The following is a 22,943-nucleotide window of genomic DNA, read 5'->3' as shown; positions in this document are numbered from 1 at the left end:
CCCGACCGTGTCGGACCATCCGCCGAAATCCGGGGCGCGTTATCTGGCGCGTGAGTATTTCAAGACCCTTGAACTCTTTGAGGACAGCGTCTACTTGCCACCTTCCGCCAAAAAGACTTCGCGTGCGCGCCGCGCTCTGCCCGGAAGCCTCGAGCCTCTGCCAAAGAATCTCGAGACGTTCCGCGAGAGCATTGTCAACTGCGCGAACTGCCCGCTCGGAAAAGCGCGCGAGCATATTGTCTTCGGCGACGGCAATCCCAAGGCGCGCATTGTCTTTGTCGGCGAAGCGCCCGGCGCGGAAGAAGACAAACAGGGCAAACCGTTTGTCGGAGCCGCGGGGCGCCTGCTGAACCAGCTTCTCGAAGGCGTCGGCTTTATGCGCGAGCAGGATGTCTATATCTGCAACGTGCTCAAGTGCCGCCCGCCCAACAACCGCGAACCGCTCCCGGCGGAAGTGGAAACCTGCAGCCCGTATCTGATGGCGCAGCTTTCCCTGATTAACCCGGACATTATCGTCTGCCTCGGCAAGCATGCGGCCCATGCACTGCTCGGCGTGGATTCGGCGATGAAGGAATTGCGGGGCCGCGTCCTTCCGTGGGAAGGATTCGAGGTGCTGGTGACGTACCATCCGGCGTATTACCTGCGCAACATGGGAAATCTCCACTTCGGAGAGGAAGATTTTCAACTGCTGCGCCGCCTGTATGATGATCGCACCAAGAAATCATGATGGAACCGTTTTTTCGAATAGATGCCAAGTATTCCAAGAAGTATATCTCAGTCCACGGACGCTCAGACGAACGGCTTGCGCACGCCGCCGCAGTCGCAGGAAAGCGAACAGGCCCTTTTAGGCGCGCTGCTCCTTGATGCGTCCGCGTTCAGCCGCGTGGCCGATCTGCTGGATGACAAGTCCTTTTACCGCCCCGCGCACGCGCTGGTTTACACCGCCATGCACGAGTTGGACGCTCACCATGAGCCCATTGACCTCATTACGGTCACCGAACAGCTTCGGCGCATGGGCAAACTGGAGGAGATCGGCGGTCCGGTTTTCCTGACCGAACTGGCGGAAGTCGTTCCTTCCGCCGCCAACGTCGAACATTACGCGCGCATGGTTCACGAAAAGGCCATGCTGCGCCGCATGATCTCGGTCAGCAACGAAGCGGCCATGCAGGCGTATGACAGCGCCGCCCGCGCCGATTCGGTCTTTGAAACCCTTCAGAAAAAGCTGGTGGAACTGCTGCGCGAACGCCGTGGCCGCCATGCGATGAAGGTGGATGATGTGCTCCATGATACGATGGAGTATATCAGCCAGATGAAGCTCAGCCGCGAATATGTGACCGGTGTGCCCAGCGGCTTCCGCAAGCTGGACGATCTCACCACCGGCTTCAACGCCGGCGAACTTGTGATTGTCGCCGCCCGTCCGTCCATGGGTAAGACCTCGCTGGCCATGAACATGGCCGTCGCCGCCGCCGAGCACAAGAATACTCCGGTAGCGGTCTTCTCGCTGGAAATGGAAACGCGGCAGCTCCTGCTGCGTATGCTTTCCGGCGAAGCCAATATCTTTTTGCAGAAGCTGCGCACCACCGCCAAGCTGCGCGACGAAGAGTGGACGCGGCTTGTGGCCGCGGCGGGCCGGCTGGCCCAACTTCCCATGTACTTCGATGACACCGCCGGGTTGGGCATCGAGTCACTGCGCACCCGCGCGCGGCAGCTCTGGATGGATCACAAGATCGGCTTGGTTGTTATCGATTACCTGCAGCTCATCCAGCCGCCCAAGATGGCGGACAACCAGCAGCAGTGGGTGGCCTTCGTCAGTTCGTCCCTTAAGGCTCTGGCCAAGGAACTGAGCATTCCGGTGATCTGCCTGTCGCAGCTCTCCCGTGCCCCCGAAACCCGTGGCGGCGACCGCAAGCCTATGCTTTCCGATCTTCGTGACTCGGGCGCCATCGAGCAGGACGCGGATATGGTGATGTTCATTTACCGTCCGTGGGTCTACCGCGACCAGACGAAGGTCAAGAAATACGAAATCGCCAACGTTCAGTACGACATCACTGAACACTTGGCCGAAGTGATCGTCGCCAAGAACCGTAACGGTCCCACCGGCAGCGTGCCCATGTCCTTCATCGGCGAATACACCAAGTTTGCCGATATGACCGGCGAAACCCCGCCGCCTGTGGCCGAAGGCGAAGAGGCCTACAGCGAGCCTGAAGAAGAAGGCGCGGGCTTCTAAGCATTTGCTGCACATTGGACCGTCCGAGACTGTGTTCACCCGCACGTTGGCTTTTTGGATTTTAGGTTTTTTGGCTTTTGAAAGAAAATGGACGCCGCCATTCCAGAACAGAAACCGCCACTTCCCGCGCTCACCGATCCACTCTACGATGAGATGGATCCCGAACATGTGCGGGAGTTTGAAGCCATCCGCGCGGCGGTGGACAAAGCGTCTTCCGACGCCGATCTGGATATGCTCGAGCGGTCGTTCTGTTTTTCCTATAAAGCGCATCTCGGACAGCGCCGCATCTCCGGCGAGCCCTACATCATCCACAGCATCGCCGTCGCCAAGATCATCGCCGATCTGCATCTGGGCGACGTCGCCGTGGCGGCGGGATTCCTGCACGATGTGGTGGAAGATACCGATATCACCGTCGAAACGCTGCGCAAGGAGTTCGGCGATTCCGTAGCGGCGCTGGTGGACGGCGTGACCAAGATCCCGGAACTCAAGTATGAGTCCCAGGAAAAGAAGCAGGCCGAAAATTTCCACAAGATGCTGCTGTCGATGTCGCAGGATCTGCGGGTCATTCTTATCAAGTTCGCCGACCGCCTGCACAACATGCGGACCATCGGCTACCTGCCGCGCAAGACGCAGGAACGCATCGCCCACGAGACTCTCGACGTCTACGCGCCGCTGGCTCACCGCCTCGGCGTCCACCAGATCAAGTGGGAACTGGAAGACCTCGCCTTTAAGGTACTCGAACCGCGCACCTACAAGGAACTGGCCGAAAAAGTCCAGATGAAGCGCGGCGAGCGCGAGCGCATGGTCAAGGACGTGCGTGAGCGCATCGAAGGCGAACTGCAGCGCGCGGGCATTCCCGCCCGGGTGCATGGACGCGCCAAGCATCTCTATTCGATCTACGGCAAGATCCAGCATCGCGGCTATTCCTTCGAAGAGATTCTCGATCTGATCGCCGTGCGCGTAGTGGTTCCAAGGATTGAGGACTGCTACCATGCACTGGGGGTGATTCACTCCCTGTACACGCCGATTGAAGGCAAGTTCGCCGACTTTGTAGCCACGCCCAAATCGAACATGTACCAGTCGCTGCACACCAAGGTCTTCGGGCCGGAAGGCCGCAAGATCGAAGTGCAGATCCGCACCGAGGAGATGAACCGCACCGCCGAAATCGGCATCGCGGCCCACTGGCGCTACAAGGAAGGCGGCGCCACGCGCGAGGAGATGGACCGGCAGATGGAGTGGCTGCGCGGCCTGATCGAATCCCGCAACGAGGACACCACCTCCAGCGAGTTTCTGCAAAGCCTGAAGATCAATCTTTTTCAGGAAGAAATCTTCGTCTTTACGCCCCGTGGCCGCGTGATTCCCCTGCCGCGCGGCGCAACGCCCGTCGACTTCGCCTTCGCCGTGCATACTGACATCGGGCTGCATGCCATGGCCGCCAAGGTCAATGGGCAGATTACGCCGCTGAAGAGCGAATTGCAATCGGGCGACGTGGTCGAAATCATCGTCTCGCCTACGCAGCGTCCGAACCTCGACTGGCTGCAGTTTGTCCGCACCACCCGCGCCTCGAGCAAGATCAAGAAGTGGCTGAAAGAGCAGCACTACGACGAGTCGGTGAAGCTCGGCCACGAAATTCTCACGCGCGAGTTCTCCAAGTATCATATCAAGAAGACCGACGCGCAGCTCACCGAAATCGCGCTGCTCTTCGGTCATGCCGAGACCAACAGTTTTCTGGCCGCGGTCGGCGCGGGTGACATCACCGCCCAGGCCGTGCTGCGCAAGGTGCTGCCTGCCGAGGAGCCGGCGGAGCAGGGCTGGGGATCGATCCTCTCCAAAGTTATCCGCCGCGTCAAGGGCTCCGATTCTGCCGTCCGCATTCACGGCATGACCAACGTGGCCATCACCTTTGGCCGCTGCTGTCAGCCGCTTCCGGGTGACCGCATCACCGGATTCATCACCACAGGCCACGGCGTTTCGGTCCATCGCGTCGACTGCAAAAACATCCCCGTGCTCATGCAGCGCCCCGAGCGCAACATCAGCGTCGAATGGGACGTGGACCGCGAAGCCACTTTCAACGTGCGCGTGCGCGTCATCGCCAAGGAGCGGCAGAAGCTCTTAAGCGAACTGACCAATGCCATGGCCAAGGAAGAAGTTAATATTCTGTATCTGGAAATGAAGCGCGAAGATGCGTTTGCCGTGGGGCAGCTTACTCTTGAAGTTAAATCCCTTCCGCACCTCACCCGCGTGTTCAAGCGCATGAAGTCCATCAAAGACGTGATTCATGTGGAACGCGTGGACGAAGCAAATCCCGCTACGGGAGACGGCTCTCGATGAACATTTCAACTCTCTATACCCCCTCACCCGCAGAACGTGCCAAGGAGGCCGAATGAGGACTTTTATTAAGAAGGATGTGGTCGAACGGGTTTGTCAGCGTAGCCAGGAGCGTCCGGACACCGTGGCCAAGGTCGTCAACGACACATTTACCGTGTTGCGCGAGATTATGTCGGGCAACGATTCCGAACTGCGGATTGAAGTCCGGGATTTCGGCGTCTTCGAAGTCAAGAAGACCAAGCCGAAACCCAAGGCGCGCAATCCCAAGACGAATGAGATCATTTACGTGGCTGCCCGCCGGAAGACCCACTTCAAGCCCGGCAAGCTTCTCAAAGAAGCGCTGAAGAAACCCCTCGATCAGATCTGATCCTCGCTTGTCCCGGCTCTTAGGCCTTGATTGGGGCGAGAAACGCATTGGGGTGGCGGTCACCGATGACCGCGGCCTCTTTGCCGTCGGCTATGCCGTATGGCCGACGGCGGAACTGTTCCCCCGACTGGCCGTTACCGTCAGGGAAGAGGAGATCGGCCGCATTGTGGTCGGCTATCCTCTGACGTTGCGCGGCGAGGTCGGACCCAAGGCTCGCGAAGTGGACCGCTTCATCGCCCGGCTTGTGGCGGCGGGCTACGATGTGTGCCGCTGGGACGAACGCTACACCACCCAGGACGCCAGCCGCAATCTCTCGCGGCTCGGCATTTCACAGCGAAAACAACGGGGCAAGATAGATATGTCTGCCGCTATTCTTATGCTGCAGGCCTATCTGGACTCTATGCACGCTGAAGGAAAGGAACACGGTGGCGGATAAATTGCGGATCGGGATCATTGGCGCGGGCGGAATTTCCCAACTCGTGCATGTTCCCATCGTCAAGAAACATCCCAATGCGGAACTGGTGGCAATCGCCGACCTCGATCTGCCCAAGGCCGCTTCGGTCGCGGAAAAATTCAAGATTCCCAACTTCTACCGCGATCCGGAAAAACTGCTCGCCCGCGACGATATCGACGCGGTGCACGTGAACACGCCCACCAACTCGCACCTTGCCGTGACGCTGGCAGCCCTCTCCGCCGGCAAACACGTGCTGGTGGAAAAGCCCATCGCCCGCAAAGCCGAGGAGGCTTATCGTATGGTGGAAGCCGCCCGGGAAGCGGACCGCACCCTGATGGTGGCGATGAACCTGCGCTTTCGTCCCGATTCGATGACCCTCCGCAAGTTCGTGGAAGGTGGCGAACTTGGGCACATCAGCGCGTCCCGTGCCCGCTGGCTGAAGAAGAAAGATCGCTGGTCCCGCAGTCCGTGGCTTTCCAACTCCCGGATTTCCGGTGGCGGTGTGTTCATGGATCTCGGGATTCAGATGCTCGATGTCTGTCTGTGGGTGCTCGGCAATCCGCAGGTCAAACGGGTGTCCGCCCATGCCACGCGGGACCGTCTCGGCTTCCGCGTCGAAGACACCATGATTGCCTTCTACATGCTGGATGGCAACGCGTCGTTGTATCTGAACGTCACTTGGGCCTTTATGGCCGATGAGAGCGACGCGCAGACGATTTTCAGCGGCACCAAGGGCACGGCCATCCTGAATCCCCTGAAGATCACCAAGGAGGTTCAAGGCAGCCTGGTCAATGTCACTCCCGCCGGCAAACCGATGCGCGCTCAGGATCTCTACCGCAAGTCGTTCGAACTGGAGATCGACCATTTCTACCAGTCGCTGCTGAATGGCACCGTTCCGATCTCCACGGGCGCCGAAGCGGCCGCGGTGATGGAACTGGTCGAAGCCACCTATCGCGCCACCGGCGAAAGCCGGGAAGTGGTTATCGGAGAATCCTGATCTCCGTGTCAGCACCTCTGGGATTTCTGCTCTCTGCCGTCTTAGGCATTCTCAGTTTTCCGCCCGTCGGGATTTGGCCCCTCTCCTATGTCGCGCTGATTCCCTTTCTTGCATCCTGCGTTGCCCTGCCGCCTAAACGCGCGCGCCGGTGGGCTTATCTCGGTGGATTCGTGTTTTTCGCCGGTCTGCTCTACTGGCTTGGCCTGAATAGCGGCGCTCCACCGATGCTATCCGCGGCGTCTGTGGTGGTGGTTGTGCTGATTCTCTCCACGGTTTGGAGCATCACGGCTGGCGCAGTCTCGTTGGCCGCCCGCCGTTTTGGTCTGGTGACGGCGATGATCCTCTTCGTCGTGCTTTATCTGTTCTTTGAAGTTTTCTGGGGAACGGGGGAATTGGGGTTCCCGTGGGCGCTCTGGGGGCTGACGCAAATCGGCTTCCTTCCCGCCGCGCAGCTCGCCGATCTGGGCGATGTTTACGGCCTGTCCCTCTGGGTGGTCAGCCTCAACGCGCTGCTCTTTCTCTTATGGAAAATTCCGGCGCGGCGGAAACAAATCGGCTTGATTACCGCTCTCACCTTTGTCGTCCCGCTTCTCTACGGAATCATCCGCCTTTCAACCTTCAGCTTCGGCCCACCTGTTCAAGTGGCGGCGGTGCAGGCCAACACCCCGGTCGAGGAGAAGTGGGAAATGTCTGCCGAAGACATCGCCCAAAGCTATCTGAAGACCTCCGCGCCGCTGGTCGGCACCGGCACACGCCTCGTGGTCTGGCCGGAAACGGCTACACCGACGCCGTTGCGCTACCGCCAATGGTTAAGCGACGAGCTGCACACCTTCTGCGATGGCAGCAACATGACGCTGCTGACCGGGGCAACCGATTATGAACAGGATTCCGTGCGCGGCATGGTGCCGTTAAACTCGGCCTTTCTGATTCGCCCCGGTACGCGTGAACTGCTGAGTTCCGCCAAGATTCATCTGGTGCCTTTCGGCGAGCGTATCCCCGCGCAGAAGATATTTCCCTTTCTGCACCGTCTCCATCTTGGGCAGGCGGAATGGGAGCCCGGCAAGTCGGTAGTGGTCTTTCCTCCGAATAACGGTATTCCCGCATCCGGCTGCCTGATCTGTTTTGAAGTGGTCTTTCCTGACCTCGCTGCCGATATGACCCGGGGCGGTGCCAGGCTTCTGACTACCATCACCAATGACGGATGGTACGGCAACTCATCCGGTCCGTACCAGCACCTCGATCTGGCCCGCTTGCGCGCTATCGCCGTGCGCCGCAGCATTGTGCGTTCCGCCAATACTGGCATCAGTGCCTTGATTCTTCCCACGGGTGCGATGTCCAAAACCCTCGGATATAATCGCGCGGGCGAAATTCACGGCACGGTGCCTGAGCAGACCGAAATTACTCTGGCCGCGTGGCTCGCGCATATCTGGCTGCCGTTTTACGGCGCAATCCTTCTGCTTACCTTAGTGGTCCTGTGGATAAAAGTCCGGCACCCGCGCACGTCCCGTCCGGTTCTGTGAAAAGCAGAACCGCGGTCTGGTTTCTGTGCGTGGCGGCGCTGCTGCTTTTTGTCCGGGGTTCCGATGCGTTGGCGTTCGAATGGATCGCCGTCGCGCCCAATCCGGCGTACAGTCGCGATCTGGCGATGGGCGCCAGCACCCTGGCGATGTCCTTTGCGCCGCAATCGCAGAGCATCAACCCAGCGGGACTGACGCTCTTCAGTCCGCGTGATGATTTTCACGCCACGGTCTTTCTCAATCCCGGCGGGCTCTGGCAACTGAAGAACTACGCCGACCGCGAGGCCGGCAGCCGGCCGTCTCTGGCAAGGGCGGGAGACGGCGCCCGCTTGCTTTTGCATGGCGCGGCGCTTCAATCTCATATCATCACACTGGCGGCGTTTGTTTCCCAGCCCGTGATGGCCCGGGACGACACCGCGCGCTACCACCGCTTTGAGCAGCGCTCGTCACTCGACTATCACCAGAACAGCCTCTCCATGTCCCTTGCGCTGCATCCGCGCGTATCGGTGGGGGGTAGGGTGGACCGTTACTATCGATATGACCGTCCCGAGGGCGAGAGCTACAGTTACGGTGTGATCCTCAGGCCGCGCGGTATGAACGTCGGTGTTCAATATCAGCGCTTCCCCGCGTCCGGCGCGCGCGTCTGGCATCCCCTCGACCGTCGCAGCGATCAGTCCACCTCCGCCGGTGTGGCCGTCGTCCGGGAAACCTTTACGGTCAGCGCGCAGGTGATGAACCTTACTCAGTCGGATCAGCCCGCTTTTCTTGAACCCCACGCGGGTTTTGAATGGCGGCCCGTGCGGGCGCTGGCGATTCGCGCCGGCGGCGTGCAATTCTCCCGCAGCGCAGACTGGGCCTGGACCTCGGGCATCGGACTCCTGGACGCCAACTGGCTGCGCAGCAAAGTCGCGCGGCTGCTGGTCCCCGATGACGTCTTGCAAGTAGCGGTGGCGGTGGTCTATCATCGCCGCACTCCCCGCCTCGGAATTGGCTCTCTGACCTGTGCCTGGAGATTGTGATGCGCCCCTTCAGGGCCGTTGCGCTCGTCATCCTTTGTGCCGCCGGTATCGCTGCCGCTCAGGTGGGCGATTCGCTGAAGACGGCCGATTCGCTGCATGTGGCCGCACAGCAGATGCCCCTTTGGAGCGACTCCACCTTTGCCCATAGCGACTCCCTCGGCGGCGGCAAACGAACCGTAGACCGCTGGCTGATTCCCTTAGGCGTCATTGTTCTGACCGGCACGGCGGTGTGGCTGCTCTTCAGCACACGGTCCCGCTGAGTGCCCATCGGTGCCATCTCTCGTTAAGAAACTCTCAAAAACCGGAACGCGTACCCTGTTGAACAAAATCCGTTCGGCTATCCTGCATGGTTTCGTACTGGCCCTGATCATCGCGGCGGTCGTTCTCGCCGGATGCGGCAAGCAATCCTCCGGCGAACAGGTGCTGGGGCCGGAAGTCGCGTGGCAAAAAGCCAAGGATCTCTTCGCCCGCGAGAAATATCTCAAGGCTCAGCAGGTCCTCAAGGACATCACCCTGAACTATCCCGGCGCGGCGATTATCGACTCCGTGCAGTTTCTGCTGGGCCGCACCCATTACGAGGTAGGAGAATACCTCACTGCGGCCGACCAGTTCCACAAAATGGTGGAGCAGTATCCGCAAAGCAACCTCGGGGGTGACGCCCAGTATTGGGAAGCCCGCTGCTATTACGAGCAGGCTCCGCAGTATCAGCTTGATCAGCAGTACACCACCAAGGCCGTGCAGGGTTTTCAGCGGTTCCTCGAAGAGCACGCGCAGCACTCCCTGACCGACAGTGCCTACAAATATCTCGGGTTCTGCCGCGACAAGCTTGCCCACAAGGAATACGCGGCCGCCAAGCTCTACTACGATCTTGGCGAATTCGCCTCCGCCGTGCTTTATACTGACGTGGTGCTGGCCAACTACTACGATACGTCGTGGGCCGCTCCGTCGCAGTTCTTGAAAGGCCGCTCCTTCTATGATCTGGAGGATTGGGGCCGCGCACAGAAGGAATTGCAGACGTATCTGGACAAATTCCCCGGCGGGCAATTTGCTTTGCGCGCCAAGGAGATGCTGACCGTTGCGGATAAGCATCTGAACACGGCTACCCGCCCCACGACGCAGCCATGATCAAACTGGGGCTCTTCGGCGGGACCTTTGACCCCGTGCACTACGGCCATCTAAAGACCATCGACAGTGCGCGCCGCGAACTGGACCTGCCGCGAGTGCTTATCCTTCCTAATCCGCAGCCGCCGCACAAGCTCGCCTATCCGCTTACTCCGTATGTGCATCGCAAGGAGATGTTGCGGCTGGCGCTTCAGGAATTCCCCGCGCTGGAAATGGCGGACTTTGAGGAACAGGCCATTGGCCCTGCGTATACTACAGACACCGTGCGCCGTGTGATCGCCTCGCTGCCTCCCGAAGAACAACGCGAGTTGTGGCTGATTGTCGGCATGGACTCGATGATCGAACTGCCCCGCTGGAAAGATCCCGAAGCGCTCTTCCGGGATGCGAATGTGGCGGTGCTGCCGCGGCCGGGATTTGATATCGGCAAGGTGGATCCTCATTACCTCGCCCGCGTTCGTGTTCTGAAAACTCCCATGCTCAGCATTTCCGCCACTGAAATTCGCGAGCGCTTGCACCGTGGACAATCGGTCGCAGGACTGATAGCGGACCCGGTCCGCAACTACATTTTCGCTCACCAACTCTACCAATAGACGGGCAAACAATGCGTCTGTCCGTGCAAGATTTGCGCTCTTTCTACCCTGCGTGACGGCTCCTTCCTTTTAAGAAGCATATTGTCAGCATGTTAGCAACGGCTCTTGCAGGCATGAGAGTTGCAAACATTTTCATACTCGTTAATCCCAAGCCGCTTCAGTCTGTCTGTTTTGCGGCACCATCCCTTGGAAGAAACCATTCTTTTTGATAACGCTATCCACATCAAACATTTGAGGTCGGGCCATGTTTTTTAGAACGTGTTTGCTCCTGTGCCTGTTGATGTTGGCCGCATTTGCATTTGCGGGCAACTTTGACACTCAGCAGGTAATTCTCTCGCCGTCCGGGCGCATCGGGAATTCGTTGGACAATCCCGAACCGGATACCCTGCAGTATGACGACAACCTGACGCAGAGCTACTATTTCAACGCTCTCACCAATTTCTGGTCGTACGTCCGTTTCACCCCGCCCGCCGCCTTCGATCTGCGCAGCATCTACGTTGCACTGTCGAATACGTCCGGCAATACCACGCCCTGCTCACTGTTCGTTTATACCGCAAACGGTACCCTGCCCGGAACGCTGCTGTCCCGCACGGCGATTGCGCCCCAGACGGGATCCTTCTGGTATGACGCTACGCTGCCCGACACGGTGCACCTTGACGCTGCTGAAGATTTCCTGATCGTGTTTGGCCGCGCGGTTGGCCCCAACGGCTGGACTCCGCTGCTTGACGGCGCGACGTCCGTGAACCGTTCGTTTGTCACCAACGCCAATGCCTCCCGCATGACCGGCCCCTACCAGAGCGTAGCGGTGGACTTGCGCGTACGCGTCGGCGGCAGCATTGCCACTTTCGTGGATATGTCTGCGGAACAGTGCTACAATCAGGTGGACGGTGGCCGCGGTCTGTTCTTCATGCCGGCGGGTTCATCCGTCCTCATGAAGGGCCAGGCGAAGAATCTCTCCAGCGCCGCCATTGATGCTTTCACCATGGCATGGTCCGTCCGCAATCCCAGCGGCACCGAAGTCTTCTCGGAAGAAGTCGTGGGCACCACGATTGCTCCGCAGGCGACCCAGATCCTGAGCGCCACCGCCCCGTTTACGGTGACCACGCCGGGCGAGTATATGGCCCGTTGCGTCGTGCTTGCCGACAATGATGCCGATACGCAGAACGATACCACCTATCAGCGTTTCTTCGTGGGCGGCTACCCGCGCTGGTATCGTTATGATGATAACGGCGACTCGGAAGGCTCCACCTATTTTGGCGAAGGGTCCGCCACCGGCGTTTCCTATCGTCCCGCTGTCTATCCGACCCGTATCGACACCGTCCGCGTGAACGTCAGCGGCGATGATCAGGGCCAGGTCAAGATTTACCTCAATGACGCTCAGGGACGTCCCACGGGCGAGCCCGTATGGAGTTCCCCCGCAGGCGTCCTCACCGGCTGGAATGACATCGCCGTGACGCCGGTCGTCAATATCTTCGGCGGTCAGACCTTCACCGTCGCCTATTTCTACAGCACCACGGCAGGTTTGGGCAAAGACAACAATCCGCCCAACGAAGCCAGCATCACGCTCATGGACACCATCGCCTGGCAGGGTGACGGCAGCACGTGGGAAGGCGATGCCATCGGCAACTGGATGATTCAGGCTCACCTCGACACGACCAGCGCGACCCCGAACTATTCGCTGATCTCCACCAGTTTGGACACGCTGGCGTTCGGTCCTGTGGACACCACCGGCAGCACCAGTGCACAGATTACCTTCTGGGTATACAACCTCGGCGGCGTGGACCTGCGTGTCGACTCGATGCGCTTCAAGCCCGCCAGCATCGCCGCGGTCTGCACCGTGAACCCGACGTCCCTCGTCATCGCTGCCGGCGATTCCGCCAGCGCCGTGGCGACCTTCAATCCGTCGCGTATTCAGGCCTATGCCGGCGGCTTCGTGCTGTTCAATAACTCGAACAACAACCGCCGTGACTCCCTGATCGTTCGTGGCTCGGGCGTTCGTCCCGCAGCCGCCGGTGATCATGAGAGCGTTCTGCCCTCGCAGTTCTCGCTGACGCAGAACTTCCCGAACCCGTTCAACCCGAGCACGGACATTCAGTTCTCCCTGCCGGTGCAGTCGCATGTTCGCTTGACCGTGTACGATGTGCTCGGTCAGGAAGTCACCACGCTGGTCAACAGCACGCTGCCCGCGGGCGTCCACACCAGCATGTTCGACGCGTCCCGCCTGCCCACGGGAATCTACTTCTACCGTCTCGAAGCCGGCTCCTTCACCGACATCAAGAAGATGATGCTGATGAAATGACCCTTCAGGGTCATCCTGACGCTCGTCTTCGGGCGGAAGGATCTCAAACGGTACAATCACAAAAAACAGGGCGACCCGCATGGGTCGCCCTGTTTCTATTCCATCAACGCCATCGGCCTCTTCAATAAGCTTCGCGGCGGCATCCCCACCCTTCGCGGCGGCAGGGCTCTTGTGGCTTGGCCTTGCCCCGCTTGGCGATAGTGTTGCCATGGATCAGCGGGCACAATCAAATAATTCTCACGTCTCCAGTCTCAGGTCTTATGCCTCATCTCTCAATCTTCCCCATCAGCCTTCGCATCACGGCAAAGTCATTCGGGTCCGTGATCCGCGCAATGGGATATACATCCTTGCGCGCGTCCCAGTAGGGAGAATGTTCATAAAAGAATTGCAGCCGCGCCTGCGGGTCTTTGGCAAACGTGGAATCGGCCAGTCGGCTCATAAATTCCGCGGCCAGCGGTGGGGATTCCTTCAGCATCCGCGTTGCCAGAGTGTCCATGATGTAGGCTTCGGCGTATTCCTTCTGCTCGAAGATCTGATTCAAAAACCCCCAGTGCACAAAGGAGTCCGGCCCGCTGGGTTCCAGCAGGTGGATCGTAATCTGCGCCCGGGGATAATCCAGAAACACCACACCGCTTCCCGTCGGAAAGGTCGCCGTCTGCCGGATCGGTGTGCTCTGGTAACTGGCCCGGAACCGCCCTTCATAGGGCTTCTTCCCAAACTCTACCTTGTTGAAGCGGTAGGTCTCATACGCCAGTTCCATCGGCCTTGTAGTGCGCGTCAGCGGAATGTTATGCAGCTTCAGCAGATCCTCCACGAGGGGCAGCCAGGCGGGCGGAATAATGTACGCATAGGGCACGACCACGCTGTCGGTCGGCGCGCTCTTCTCGAACAGCGGAATGCGGTAGGTATGCGGCGTCCCCAGCCAGCGGACCACCGAATCCCCCAGCGTCGGCGAATACTCCCGCCTGTAATCCACTCCGAGAAAATCCACCATCGTCGAGTCGTTCGTGTTGTCCCAGCTTACGTAGTATTTCTTGCCCGCCAGGTTCGAGGTCTGCACATTGCTGCGGTGGATGGAGTTCTTCAGCAGGCCTCCCTGCACACTCACCGTCTGAATCACCGCTTTCAATAATTCGTACGTTGCCGTCACCCGTGTGTGATAGTCCTTCAGACTGTGAGTCTCGATGAGCAGGGAGGGGCGGTTAATCACCGTGCCGTAGCCTGTCGAGAAGCGCGGTTCGAACACCGGGCTTACCCAGCCGCTCTCGATGTGCTCGCCATCCTTGAAGAAAACTTGCGGCACAAAGTCGTATCCCGCGCTCTTCAGCGTCCGTTTGACCTCCGGCAGAAACTGCTCATGCGTGTATTTACGCAACGGCTCGGGAGAGTCTTCGTGGTCGTTCATCGAGTAGGTGAGCACATACTGGTAATCCGCGCCGTCGGTCACATGAATATCCAGCAGGAAATCCGGCTTCAGCGCGGTCATCTGCTTCAGTAGCGCGCGCGTTTCCGGAGCATCCGTCTTCAAAAAATCGCGGTTCATGTTCAGATTCTGCGCCGTCGTCCGCCAGCCCATCTCCTTCGGTCCGCGCTGATTCATCCGGTTGAAGGCCGACCACCGCTCGTGCCCGTCCACATTCAAAATCGGTATGAACGCAATCCGCACTCCGCTCAACAACTGCGGATACTGTCCCAGCACCAGCGCATCCCGCAGCAGCATCAGCCCCGCGTCCTTGCCGTCAATCTCGCCTGAGTGAATTCCCGCCCAGATCAGCAACAGCGGCTTGGAGGTATCCGATTCGTAGTTCACCAGCAGCATCGGCAAATCCCGTCCTTCGGGGCTCTTGCCAAACACGCGGTACTCCGCTTTCCCCCGGCTGGCAATTGCCAGCCGCTTGCAGAATTCCACCGTCTGATCATAGCGGGAGGTCTGCACAAAACCGCTCTGCTCGTACACCGTTTGCCAATCCGCCGGTACAGCGGCCGCAGCACTCATCGCAAGGCAAAGCACAGCCAATACATGGGATATAAACCGCATGGACTCTCCAGACTGGGTCAAGTTAGATAAGCTTCCAATTTACGAAGCTTCGCGGCAAAAGCAAGTGCCCGCGCGTAGCCGCTCTGATTTCGGAACAAAACATCCTATGCTAAAAATAACAACAGTTAACGTCATTCGCCAGTGCTTCCCTACTCAAGGAACTTCCGTGCTTGTTCGACGTATAATACTTAAACATCGAAGGAATATGTCTACACGACACAAAGGTAATCCCGAGCAGGTTCGGGCACTCGACGCCTACATTAAGCTGGCTCGTGCCGCCGATTCGGTCTCACTGACGATCTCCCGCAGCCTGGCGCAATCCGGGCTGACCGAGAGCCAGTTCGGTGTGCTGGAGGCTTTGATGCACATCGGCCCGATGCGGCCCTGTGAACTGGCGTCCAAGTTGCTCACCAGCGGCGCCAACATGACCACCGTGGCGGACAACCTCGAAAAACGCGGGCTGATCTCGCGGGAGAAGATCCCCGAGGACCGCCGCAGTTTCACCATTCGCCTGACAGAGGAAGGTAAGCAGCTCATCACCGGTATTTTTCCCCGTCACGCGGAATTCATTACAGTGCAGATGTCCGCCCTTGAGCCCTCGGAGCAGGAAGCCCTCGGTGCTCTCTGCCGCAAACTTGGCAAGGCGGTCAATCCCAAATAGGCTACCCTTCGGATTTATAGATCGTTCTAAACATACAAACGCAGGCGGTATACTATGGAAACCCGTACCCCAGTTCAAGCTCCGGCGAAAGAAATGATATGGACGGTGGATTCCTCGCACTCGGAAATCGGATTCACGGCCAAGCATATGCTCATTACCACCGTGCGCGGCCGCTTCACTCGCTATGATGCGACCATCGATTTCAATCCGAAGTCGCCCGAAACCACCAAAGTGGAAGCCCATATCGAGGCCGCCTCTATTGACACCCGTGAACCCAAGCGCGATGAGCATCTGCGCAGCGCGGATTTCTTTGATGCCGAGCAGTACCCGCAGATCACTTTCCGGTCGAAGAATCTCCAGCGCCTCGCGGATGACCGCTGGAAGTTGACAGGAGACCTTACGATTCGCGGGATCAGTAAAGAAATTACTCTGGATATGGAAGGCTTCACCGAGGAAATCAAGGACCCGTGGGGCAACTTCCGCGTCGGCGGCACGGCGACTGCTTCTCTTAACCGCTTTGATTATGGCTTGAAGTGGAATGCGGCCATCGAAACCGGTGGTCTCATCGTCGGCGAAAAAATTCAGATCAAACTCGATCTCTCGCTGGTGCGTAAAGCCTGACAGCAACTCTCCTCCTGAAAAGCAAGAAGGCTGGCGCAAGTCAGCCTTCTTGTTAGCATCGAGGAGGGAAAGCCCGGAGCGTCGCGGCGCAGGCTTGGGGATTTGGGCCTGCCCCGCTTGGCGATACTGTAGGACGCTAAGGTCCTCACCCCACTTTAGGAGTTGCATTTCCTTCTGAATATGATTATATTTGTAAACTTTACCCTCGACCACAGGAAAGATCAAGCAAATCGGCATGGCATTCCCTTCCGGAGATGAACTGACCCGCGAACTCCGCAGCGAACTATCGCAGCGGATTCTGGTGCTCGACGGTGCAACCGGCACGGGCCTTGAAGCACTCGCCCCCACAGCCAAGGACTTCGGCGGTGATGCGCTGTTCGGCTGCAATGAGGCCTTGAACCTCTTCGCGCCGGATTTCGTGCTCCGCCTGCACAAGGGCTATCTGGATGCCGGCGCCGATATTCTCGAGACCAATACGTTTAACGGCTCGACCATTGTTCTTTCCGAATACGGTCTGCAGGACCGGACTCTCGAAACCAATCGCCGCGCCGCAGAGTTAGCCCGCGAAGCCGCGCAGACCTTCGCGGCCCAGCGCCGCGTGTTTGTCGCCGGGTCTATGGGGCCCACCAATAAGTCCATTTCGATTACCGGCGGCGTGACCTTCGAGCAGCTCGCGCGCTCCTACGCCATTCAGGCAGAAGGTCTGATTCTCGGCGGCGCGGACTATCTGCTGCTGGAAACGCAGCAGGACACCGTCACCATCAAGGCCGCCCTCATCGGCATTGATGAGGCCATGAGAAGGGCGGGGAGGACCGTTCCGCTGGCCGTGTCCGTGACCATCGAGACCAATGGCACCATGCTGGCCGGACAGAATATCGAAGCTCTCTACTACACGCTGGCCTCGCGCGATCTTTTGTACCTCGGCATGAACTGTGCCACCGGCCCGTCGCAGATGACCGATCATCTGCGGACTCTCGCGGGACTTTCCCATGTGCCGGTGTCCTGTGTGCCTAATGCGGGCCTGCCCAATACCGAAGGTAAGTATGATGAGGGCCCGGAGCACTTCCGCGATCATTTTGAGCGCTTCTGTTCCGAAGGCTTCATCAACCTCGTCGGTGGCTGCTGCGGCACCACGGCGGACCATGTCCGGGCGCTGCGCAAGGTGGCCGATCATCACTCGCCCCGCAAGCCGCAGACAAAAGCTATTCGCCGCGCTCTGGCCGGAAATGAACCGCTGAAGATCGATGAATTCATTCGCCCGGTGTTTGTCGGCGAGCGGACCAATGTCATCGGCTCGCGTAAGTTCAAGCGGCTGATCGAAGCGGAGAAGTTCGAACTCGCCGCCGAAGTGGGCCGCGAACAGGTTGCCAAAGGCGCGCACCTCGTGGACGTCTGCCTCGCCAATCCTGACCGCAACGAGTTGAGTGACACCCTCGCCACGCTGAGGCCGCTGCTGCGTAAGGTGCGTGTCCCGATCATGATTGACACCACCGATGCCGCGGTGGTGGAAGCTTCCTTGCAGCAGATCGGCGGCAAGGCAGCCATCAACTCCATCAATTTCGAAGATGGTGAGAAGCGCCTTGAACTGGTCTGCCCCATTGCCAAGAAATACGGCGCGTCCGTGGTCTTCGGCTTAATCGATGAGGACAAGCAGTCCGGCATGGCGGTAACGTTGCAGCGCAAGCTCGCGATTGCTGACCGCGCCTACAAAACGCTTACGGACGTGTGGGGCTTCGATCCCGGCGAAATTATTTTCGATCCGCTGACGTTCCCCGCCGGCACGGGCGATCCCAACTATCTGGGAGCCGCCGCCGCCACGCGCGATGCCCTCTCCGAAATCCGCAAGCGCTATCCCGAAGCCTGCACGATTCTCGGCATTTCCAACGTGAGTTTCGGTCTTCCTGCCGAAGGCCGTGAGGCGCTGAATTCGGTCTTTCTCTATGACTGTATTCAGGCGGGTCTTGATATGGCTATTGTCAACACCGCCGGCATTAAGCGCTACGGTACACTCGCCCCCGAAGAGATCAGGCTCTGCGAGGATGTGCTTTACAAAGGTGATTCCGAATCCATTGCTGCCTTTGCCGCGCACTATCGCGAAGCCAAAAAGGAGAAGAGCGCCGATGAAGACGCGCACCTGACCTCCGAGGAGCGCCTCGCCAAGTGCATCGTGGAAGGCACCCGCGCCGGCATCGAGAAGATGATAGATGACTTGCTGACGCGGATGAAGCCCCTCGACGTGGTGAATGGTCCGCTCATGAACGGAATGAAGGTCGTGGGTGAACTGTTCGGCGCCAACAAGCTGATCGTTGCCGAAGTGCTCGAATCTGCCGAAGTCATGAAGGCCTCCGTCGACTATCTCGAGAAATTCCTCGAGCCCGGCGAGACAACCTCTGTACGTGGCAAGATGCTGCTCGCTACGGTCAAGGGTGACGTACATGACATCGGGAAAAATCTGGTGGACATGATTCTTTCCAACAACGGCTATGAGGTTGTCAATCTGGGGATCAAGATTCCGCCGGATGTGCTCATCGAAGCCGTAGCCGCCCATCATCCCGATTTCATCGGCCTGTCCGGTCTGCTGGTGCGCTCTGCCCAGCAGATGGTGGTCACCGCGCATGATTTTAAGGAAGCCGGCATTGATCTGCCGCTCATCGTTGGCGGCGCTGCCCTTACGCAAAATTTCACACTGACCCGCATCGCCGCCGAGTATGACGGTCCCGTGTTCTATGCCGGGGAAGCCATGCAGGGCCTGCGGCTGGCCAATCGCCTGATGGATGACGCCGAACGCCCGGCACTCGAATCCGAGTGGACTGCTCTGCGCGAAAAGGCCGTGCGCACCGCGCGCGATGCCGTCGAACAGTTGCCCCCCGCGCCGTCCCAATCGCTCTATGAAGAGACCCCTATCCCGCGTCCGCCGGACCTCGATCTGCATGTGCTGAAAGATATTCCCATCCGGGAAATCTATCCGCTGATCTCCCGGGCGATGCTCTACGGCAAGCACCTGGGGCTGCGTTTGGCCAGTTCACGGCTGGATAATCCTTCCGACAAGCAGGCGCAGGACCTTAAGGCTCACGTCGAGCGCATTCTGGCGATGGCCGAGCGTGAACAGCTCCTTTCCCCGCGCGCCACGTGGCGCTGGTTCCCCGTATACAGCGAAAACGAAGTCGTGTCGGTGCTCCACCCGGTGACCAAAGCCAAAATCGCCGAGTGGACCTTCCCCCGGGAACGCACCGCGCCGTTCCATTGCGCTGCCGATTGGGTGCGCCCGAAGTCTCTCGGTGGAGAAGATTACCTCGCCGTGTTTGTCACCACTGCCGGAGACAATGTGCAACCCCGCGCCAAACAGTTGCAACAGGAAGGCGAACTGCTCTCGTCGCATATTCTCTCGGCGCTGGCCATCGAAATGGCCGAAGCTACCGCCGAATGGACTCACCGCAGACTGCGCGCCGATTGGGGTTTTCCCGATCCTGCCGAGTTCACGTGGCAGGATCTGCTGCGCACCGCCTATCGCGGCATCCGCCTGTCCTTCGGATACCCCGCCTGCCCGAATCTTGAAGATCAGGTGCAGCTCTTCGACCTGCTGAAACCGCAGCAGACCATTGGCGTAACCCTCACCGAGGAGATGATGATGGTTCCCGAGTCCAGCGTTTCTGCCCTGGTTTTCCATCATCCCCGCGCCGAGTACTTCGCCGCATAGCCATATCCCCTTCTTCTTGTTCCCTTTCCCCACTTTAGTGGGGGAAGGGCCAGGGATGGGGGTTACGTTTCATCCTTCATCTTTCATCCTTTCTTTCTGTGTCTCGCAGCAAATCCTTCGAATACTTCATCATCTTTCTGCTGACCGCGATTTCCGGGTCGCTGTTCTCGGTCATCAAGATTGCGTTGCAAAGCTTCACCCCTTGGCAGCTTATTCTTGTTCGCTTTCTTCCCACGGTTCCGGTGTTCGCGGCCATCTGCTGGTACTCGCGGGAGAAGTTCCGTCTCCTGAATCGCGCCGATTGGGCCAAGTTGTTTGCTGCCGGGCTCTTCGGCACGGTCATTCATAATCTCGCGCTGAACACCGGCCAGACCCATGTCGGTGCGGGCATTGCCGCGCTGATGGATGCTCTCAATCCGCCTGCCATTTTCCTGCTGGCCGTAATCTTCCGCGCCGAGCATGTCAAAAAATATTTCGTGCTTGGCATGATCCTCGCCTTTGCCGGCGTCGCTGTGCTGACTCTCTCCCGTGGCGGACTGGGCATCGATCAAACCACCGCGACCGGCGTCGCGATTCTGATGATCGGTCCGGTCAGTTGGGGCGTGTACACGATTTTGCTGGCGGACGTGATCCCCAAGCTGGGTTTCTTCACCGCGCCTGCCGCCTGTGTGCTCTCCGGTGCCGTAGTGCTTCTGCCTTTGGCTCCGTTCTCCTTTCCCCATGGTCTCCCCGCGGGTTATGCTCCGTGGCTATGCGCCGCATCCCTTGCCGTATTCTCCACCATCACGGCGTTTGTCATGTGGGCGTGGCTGTTGCAGCGCCGTGGCGCTTCCCGCACCGGCATCATCGAATACCTGAATGTCATCTGGGGCCTTGCACTGGCCACCCTTGCCCTGCATGAGTCCCTGACGTGGCAAATGATCCTCGGTGCCGGGCTGATTCTTTCCGGCGTCGCCATCACCCGGCGGCGCACTATCCCTTGAATGTGACCCAACAAAAAAGTGCAAGAGTTCGTCTTGCACTTTTTTGCTTCAGCATGGTTGAAGAGCGCGCGTTCAGGCCGCGCTCTTCGTGTGTTCGCCCGTCGTGACCGGGAGAACAAATCCTCGAAAAACCTACTCCAGTTCTCCCGCCGCCACTTCATAGGGCGGCCTCAGCGGCGGCTGGCGGAAGCGCATCATGCCGCTCACATCCAGTTCGACCCGGGACTGATCCGTCGCGAGCTGCTCAATGGTTCGCGCTTCCAGAAAATGCCGGATCTCTTTCTTGATCCCTTCCCACTGGTGGTGCAACACGCAGTTGCAGTGGTCGTCACAAAACTTGTAGCCCAGCAGACACTGCTCTCCAAAATCTACATGGTCGGTCAGATGCGCGACATCCAGCAGCGTAAGCTTGCCCGGATCGCGCTGCAGAATGTAACCGCCTTTCTGGCCCCGCGTGGCCGCGACGATTCCCGATACCTTGAGCTGATGCAAAATCTTGGATAAAAACGGCAATGGAATGCCTTCTGCATCTGCGATGTGGCTGGCCAGCACTGGGCCTTTGCCCTTGGCCATCGCCAAGTGAACGAGAGCGCGGACGGAATACTGCCAAGTTGCTGATAACATGGTTGTCTCTCTCTATTACTTGATGATCAATACATCTCCAATCTATGGGAAAACTTACACAAAGTCAAGTCGAAAAATACTTGATCATAAATTCCAGTATCTTGTTATCTAATTAATTAGACAAACTGGTCATGAAAAAGAGGCTGCTTTATCGCGTTTGCGAAAGCAGCCTCTTTAGCTCAATTGCTTCGTCCAAATGTATCTAACCCGGTCCGTTCACATCCTGTCCGGTTGTTAGTTGATTGGCAAACTAACCGCAGGGTTCGACCGCGCACCAACTACCTTAGGCCGCTCGCCCGCACTGCGGAAGATCAAGACCGGAATATCCGCCGTCTCTGCCAGCGTTTCCGCCGTGCTCTGGCTCATCAGATGCACAAACCCTGACCGGTGGTCCGCACCGATGGCAATCACACCGCTCTTGTGCTCTTTAGCAACCATGAGGGCTTCCACCACCGGGGAACCGCTTCGCACCACAACATCGTGCTTCACACCCGAAAAGTCAAAGCGGCTCAAAAAATCTTCCACTTCCCGCCGTGCCAGCGTCGTACGCCGGTTGTCTTCAATCAAGGTGGAAGTCGTCGCATCCGGATTCTGAGAAGCGGCATACGAGCGTTTGCCGCCTGCGTCTGCCGGGCCGCAGCCTTGCCAGATGGGCCCTTCCAACATCGATGATGGCAGCGGTTCGGGGACTACATGCAGCACGGCCAACGGAGTCCCTGTTTGTCGTGACAGTGCAATCGCGTACTTCAGCGCCTTGCGCGAGGATTCGGTAAAATCCACCACGCACAACACGGGCTTCAGCGTGTGCTGCCCGACCGGGCGCACTACCATCAGTGGGACATCTACGCGCCGCGCAAGCTTTTGTGTCAGCGTGCCGAACCAGGCGTGGGTCTGCGACGCATCGCTGCGTTCGGAGAGCAGGATCACGCTTACATGGTGCTGCCGGGCGGCCTGCTCGATGTGGTAGGCCGGATTGCCTTCCATCAAAATCGTCTGCACGTAAGACGCTCCGGCATCGCGCAACTTTGCCGCGAGTTTTTCAAGCTCTGTGCGGCGCTCTCTTAGAACGGCAGGATCTCGCGCCAGTGTCGGCTCGTGAGGAACAACGTGCACTAAGACAAATTGGCTGTGGAATCTTCCGGCCAGATCGGCCGCAAGGGTGACCAGAGGTTTGGCAGCAGGATCAAGGTCTGTAGGAATAAGTACGTTTTCAAATAACTTACTGGACAACTCTCCTGTGCCGGACAGCCGCTCGCGAGCGGCCGTGGTTTCGCCGGAGCTTGCATACGGGATTCGTTCGTCTAAGACCATTGTTCCGCATCACTCTCTTAAGGCGGAGCAGTCCCGTTTCCGGAAACCTATCACCGCCGGGTTCAACCGGCATTCTTAAACTCTCTAT

At 58.8% G+C, this 22,943-nt stretch carries 19 protein-coding genes; 16 read left to right on the top strand and 3 right to left on the bottom strand.

Going from position 1 to position 22,943, the window contains the following annotated elements; genetic code table 11:
- Positions 1-7 precede the first annotated feature (7 nt).
- From VGL38_05425 to VGL38_05370, 12 genes are all read left to right on the top strand, one after another.
- On the top strand, positions 8-727 hold the full coding sequence (locus VGL38_05425) for a uracil-DNA glycosylase (GenBank protein ID HEY3294856.1): 720 nt from the start codon (positions 8-10) through the stop codon (positions 725-727).
- A gap of 75 nt (positions 728-802) precedes the next feature.
- Complete coding sequence (gene dnaB, locus VGL38_05420) at positions 803-2,227, top strand: replicative DNA helicase (protein ID HEY3294855.1); 1,425 nt, start codon at positions 803-805, stop codon at positions 2,225-2,227.
- Positions 2,228-2,314: 87 nt separating this feature from the next.
- Complete coding sequence (locus VGL38_05415; protein ID HEY3294854.1) at positions 2,315-4,558, top strand: bifunctional (p)ppGpp synthetase/guanosine-3',5'-bis(diphosphate) 3'-pyrophosphohydrolase; 2,244 nt, start codon at positions 2,315-2,317, stop codon at positions 4,556-4,558.
- 52 nt (positions 4,559-4,610) lie between these two features.
- Positions 4,611-4,922: an HU family DNA-binding protein gene (locus VGL38_05410; protein HEY3294853.1), complete on the top strand. Its 312-nt coding sequence runs from the start codon at positions 4,611-4,613 to the stop codon at positions 4,920-4,922.
- Between the two features lie 7 nt (positions 4,923-4,929).
- Entirely contained in the window at positions 4,930-5,358 is a 429-nt protein-coding gene (gene ruvX, locus VGL38_05405) for a Holliday junction resolvase RuvX (protein HEY3294852.1), read from the top strand.
- The gene (locus VGL38_05400; protein HEY3294851.1) at positions 5,348-6,373 is read left to right on the top strand and encodes a Gfo/Idh/MocA family oxidoreductase; all 1,026 of its coding nucleotides are present in this window, start codon (positions 5,348-5,350) and stop codon (positions 6,371-6,373) included. The genes ruvX and VGL38_05400 overlap by 11 nt, the downstream gene beginning before the upstream one ends.
- 5 nt (positions 6,374-6,378) lie before the next feature.
- Positions 6,379-7,893 carry an apolipoprotein N-acyltransferase gene (gene lnt, locus VGL38_05395; GenBank protein ID HEY3294850.1) on the top strand — a complete coding sequence of 505 codons (1,515 nt, stop codon included), beginning with the start codon at positions 6,379-6,381 and terminating at the stop codon, positions 7,891-7,893.
- A complete protein-coding gene (locus VGL38_05390) occupies positions 7,890-8,909 on the top strand; it encodes a hypothetical protein (GenBank protein ID HEY3294849.1) in 1,020 nt (339 codons plus the stop codon). Before lnt ends, VGL38_05390 begins: the two co-directional genes overlap by 4 nt.
- The gene (locus tag VGL38_05385; GenBank protein ID HEY3294848.1) at positions 8,909-9,169 is read left to right on the top strand and encodes a hypothetical protein; all 261 of its coding nucleotides are present in this window, start codon (positions 8,909-8,911) and stop codon (positions 9,167-9,169) included. The genes VGL38_05390 and VGL38_05385 overlap by 1 nt, the downstream gene beginning before the upstream one ends.
- Before the next feature lie 58 nt (positions 9,170-9,227).
- Entirely contained in the window at positions 9,228-10,034 is an 807-nt protein-coding gene (gene bamD, locus VGL38_05380; protein HEY3294847.1) for an outer membrane protein assembly factor BamD, read from the top strand.
- Entirely contained in the window at positions 10,031-10,621 is a 591-nt protein-coding gene (nadD, locus tag VGL38_05375; GenBank protein HEY3294846.1) for a nicotinate (nicotinamide) nucleotide adenylyltransferase, read from the top strand. The genes bamD and nadD overlap by 4 nt, the downstream gene beginning before the upstream one ends.
- A 244-nt stretch (positions 10,622-10,865) precedes the next feature.
- The gene (locus tag VGL38_05370) at positions 10,866-12,920 is read left to right on the top strand and encodes a T9SS type A sorting domain-containing protein (GenBank protein HEY3294845.1); all 2,055 of its coding nucleotides are present in this window, start codon (positions 10,866-10,868) and stop codon (positions 12,918-12,920) included.
- Between the two features lie 265 nt (positions 12,921-13,185).
- Here the strand turns inward: VGL38_05370 and VGL38_05365 are convergent, their stop codons facing one another.
- Positions 13,186-14,958 carry a M14 family metallopeptidase gene (locus VGL38_05365; GenBank protein ID HEY3294844.1) on the bottom strand — a complete coding sequence of 591 codons (1,773 nt, stop codon included), beginning with the start codon at positions 14,956-14,958 and terminating at the stop codon, positions 13,186-13,188.
- 205 nt (positions 14,959-15,163) lie between these two features.
- Here VGL38_05365 and VGL38_05360 point away from each other — a divergent pair, with 205 nt between their 5' ends.
- From VGL38_05360 to VGL38_05345, 4 genes are all read left to right on the top strand, one after another.
- Complete coding sequence (locus tag VGL38_05360; protein ID HEY3294843.1) at positions 15,164-15,619, top strand: MarR family transcriptional regulator; 456 nt, start codon at positions 15,164-15,166, stop codon at positions 15,617-15,619.
- Positions 15,620-15,673: 54 nt separating this feature from the next.
- Positions 15,674-16,240: a YceI family protein gene (locus VGL38_05355; GenBank protein ID HEY3294842.1), complete on the top strand. Its 567-nt coding sequence runs from the start codon at positions 15,674-15,676 to the stop codon at positions 16,238-16,240.
- 235 nt (positions 16,241-16,475) lie between these two features.
- A complete protein-coding gene (gene metH / locus VGL38_05350) occupies positions 16,476-19,937 on the top strand; it encodes a methionine synthase (protein HEY3294841.1) in 3,462 nt (1,153 codons plus the stop codon).
- 98 nt (positions 19,938-20,035) lie between these two features.
- Positions 20,036-20,920, top strand: coding sequence for a DMT family transporter (locus VGL38_05345; GenBank protein HEY3294840.1), 885 nt, complete (start codon positions 20,036-20,038; stop codon positions 20,918-20,920).
- A gap of 132 nt (positions 20,921-21,052) precedes the next feature.
- Here VGL38_05345 and VGL38_05340 read toward each other — a convergent pair whose 3' ends face one another.
- Together VGL38_05340 and VGL38_05335 are read right to left on the bottom strand one after the other, a co-directional pair.
- Positions 21,053-21,544 (bottom strand): Rrf2 family transcriptional regulator, encoded by a 492-nt coding sequence (locus VGL38_05340; protein ID HEY3294839.1) that lies wholly within the window; start codon positions 21,542-21,544, stop codon positions 21,053-21,055.
- 234 nt (positions 21,545-21,778) lie between these two features.
- The gene (locus VGL38_05335; protein HEY3294838.1) at positions 21,779-22,855 is read right to left on the bottom strand and encodes a universal stress protein; all 1,077 of its coding nucleotides are present in this window, start codon (positions 22,853-22,855) and stop codon (positions 21,779-21,781) included.
- Positions 22,856-22,943: the final 88 nt, after the last annotated feature.

This window comes from bacterium, from assembly GCA_036504735.1.
Taxonomy (GTDB): Bacteria; Electryoneota; RPQS01; order RPQS01; family RPQS01; genus DASXUQ01.
Note: the sequence above shows the minus strand (reverse complement) of the source record. Positions and strands in the feature narration are given on the sequence as shown.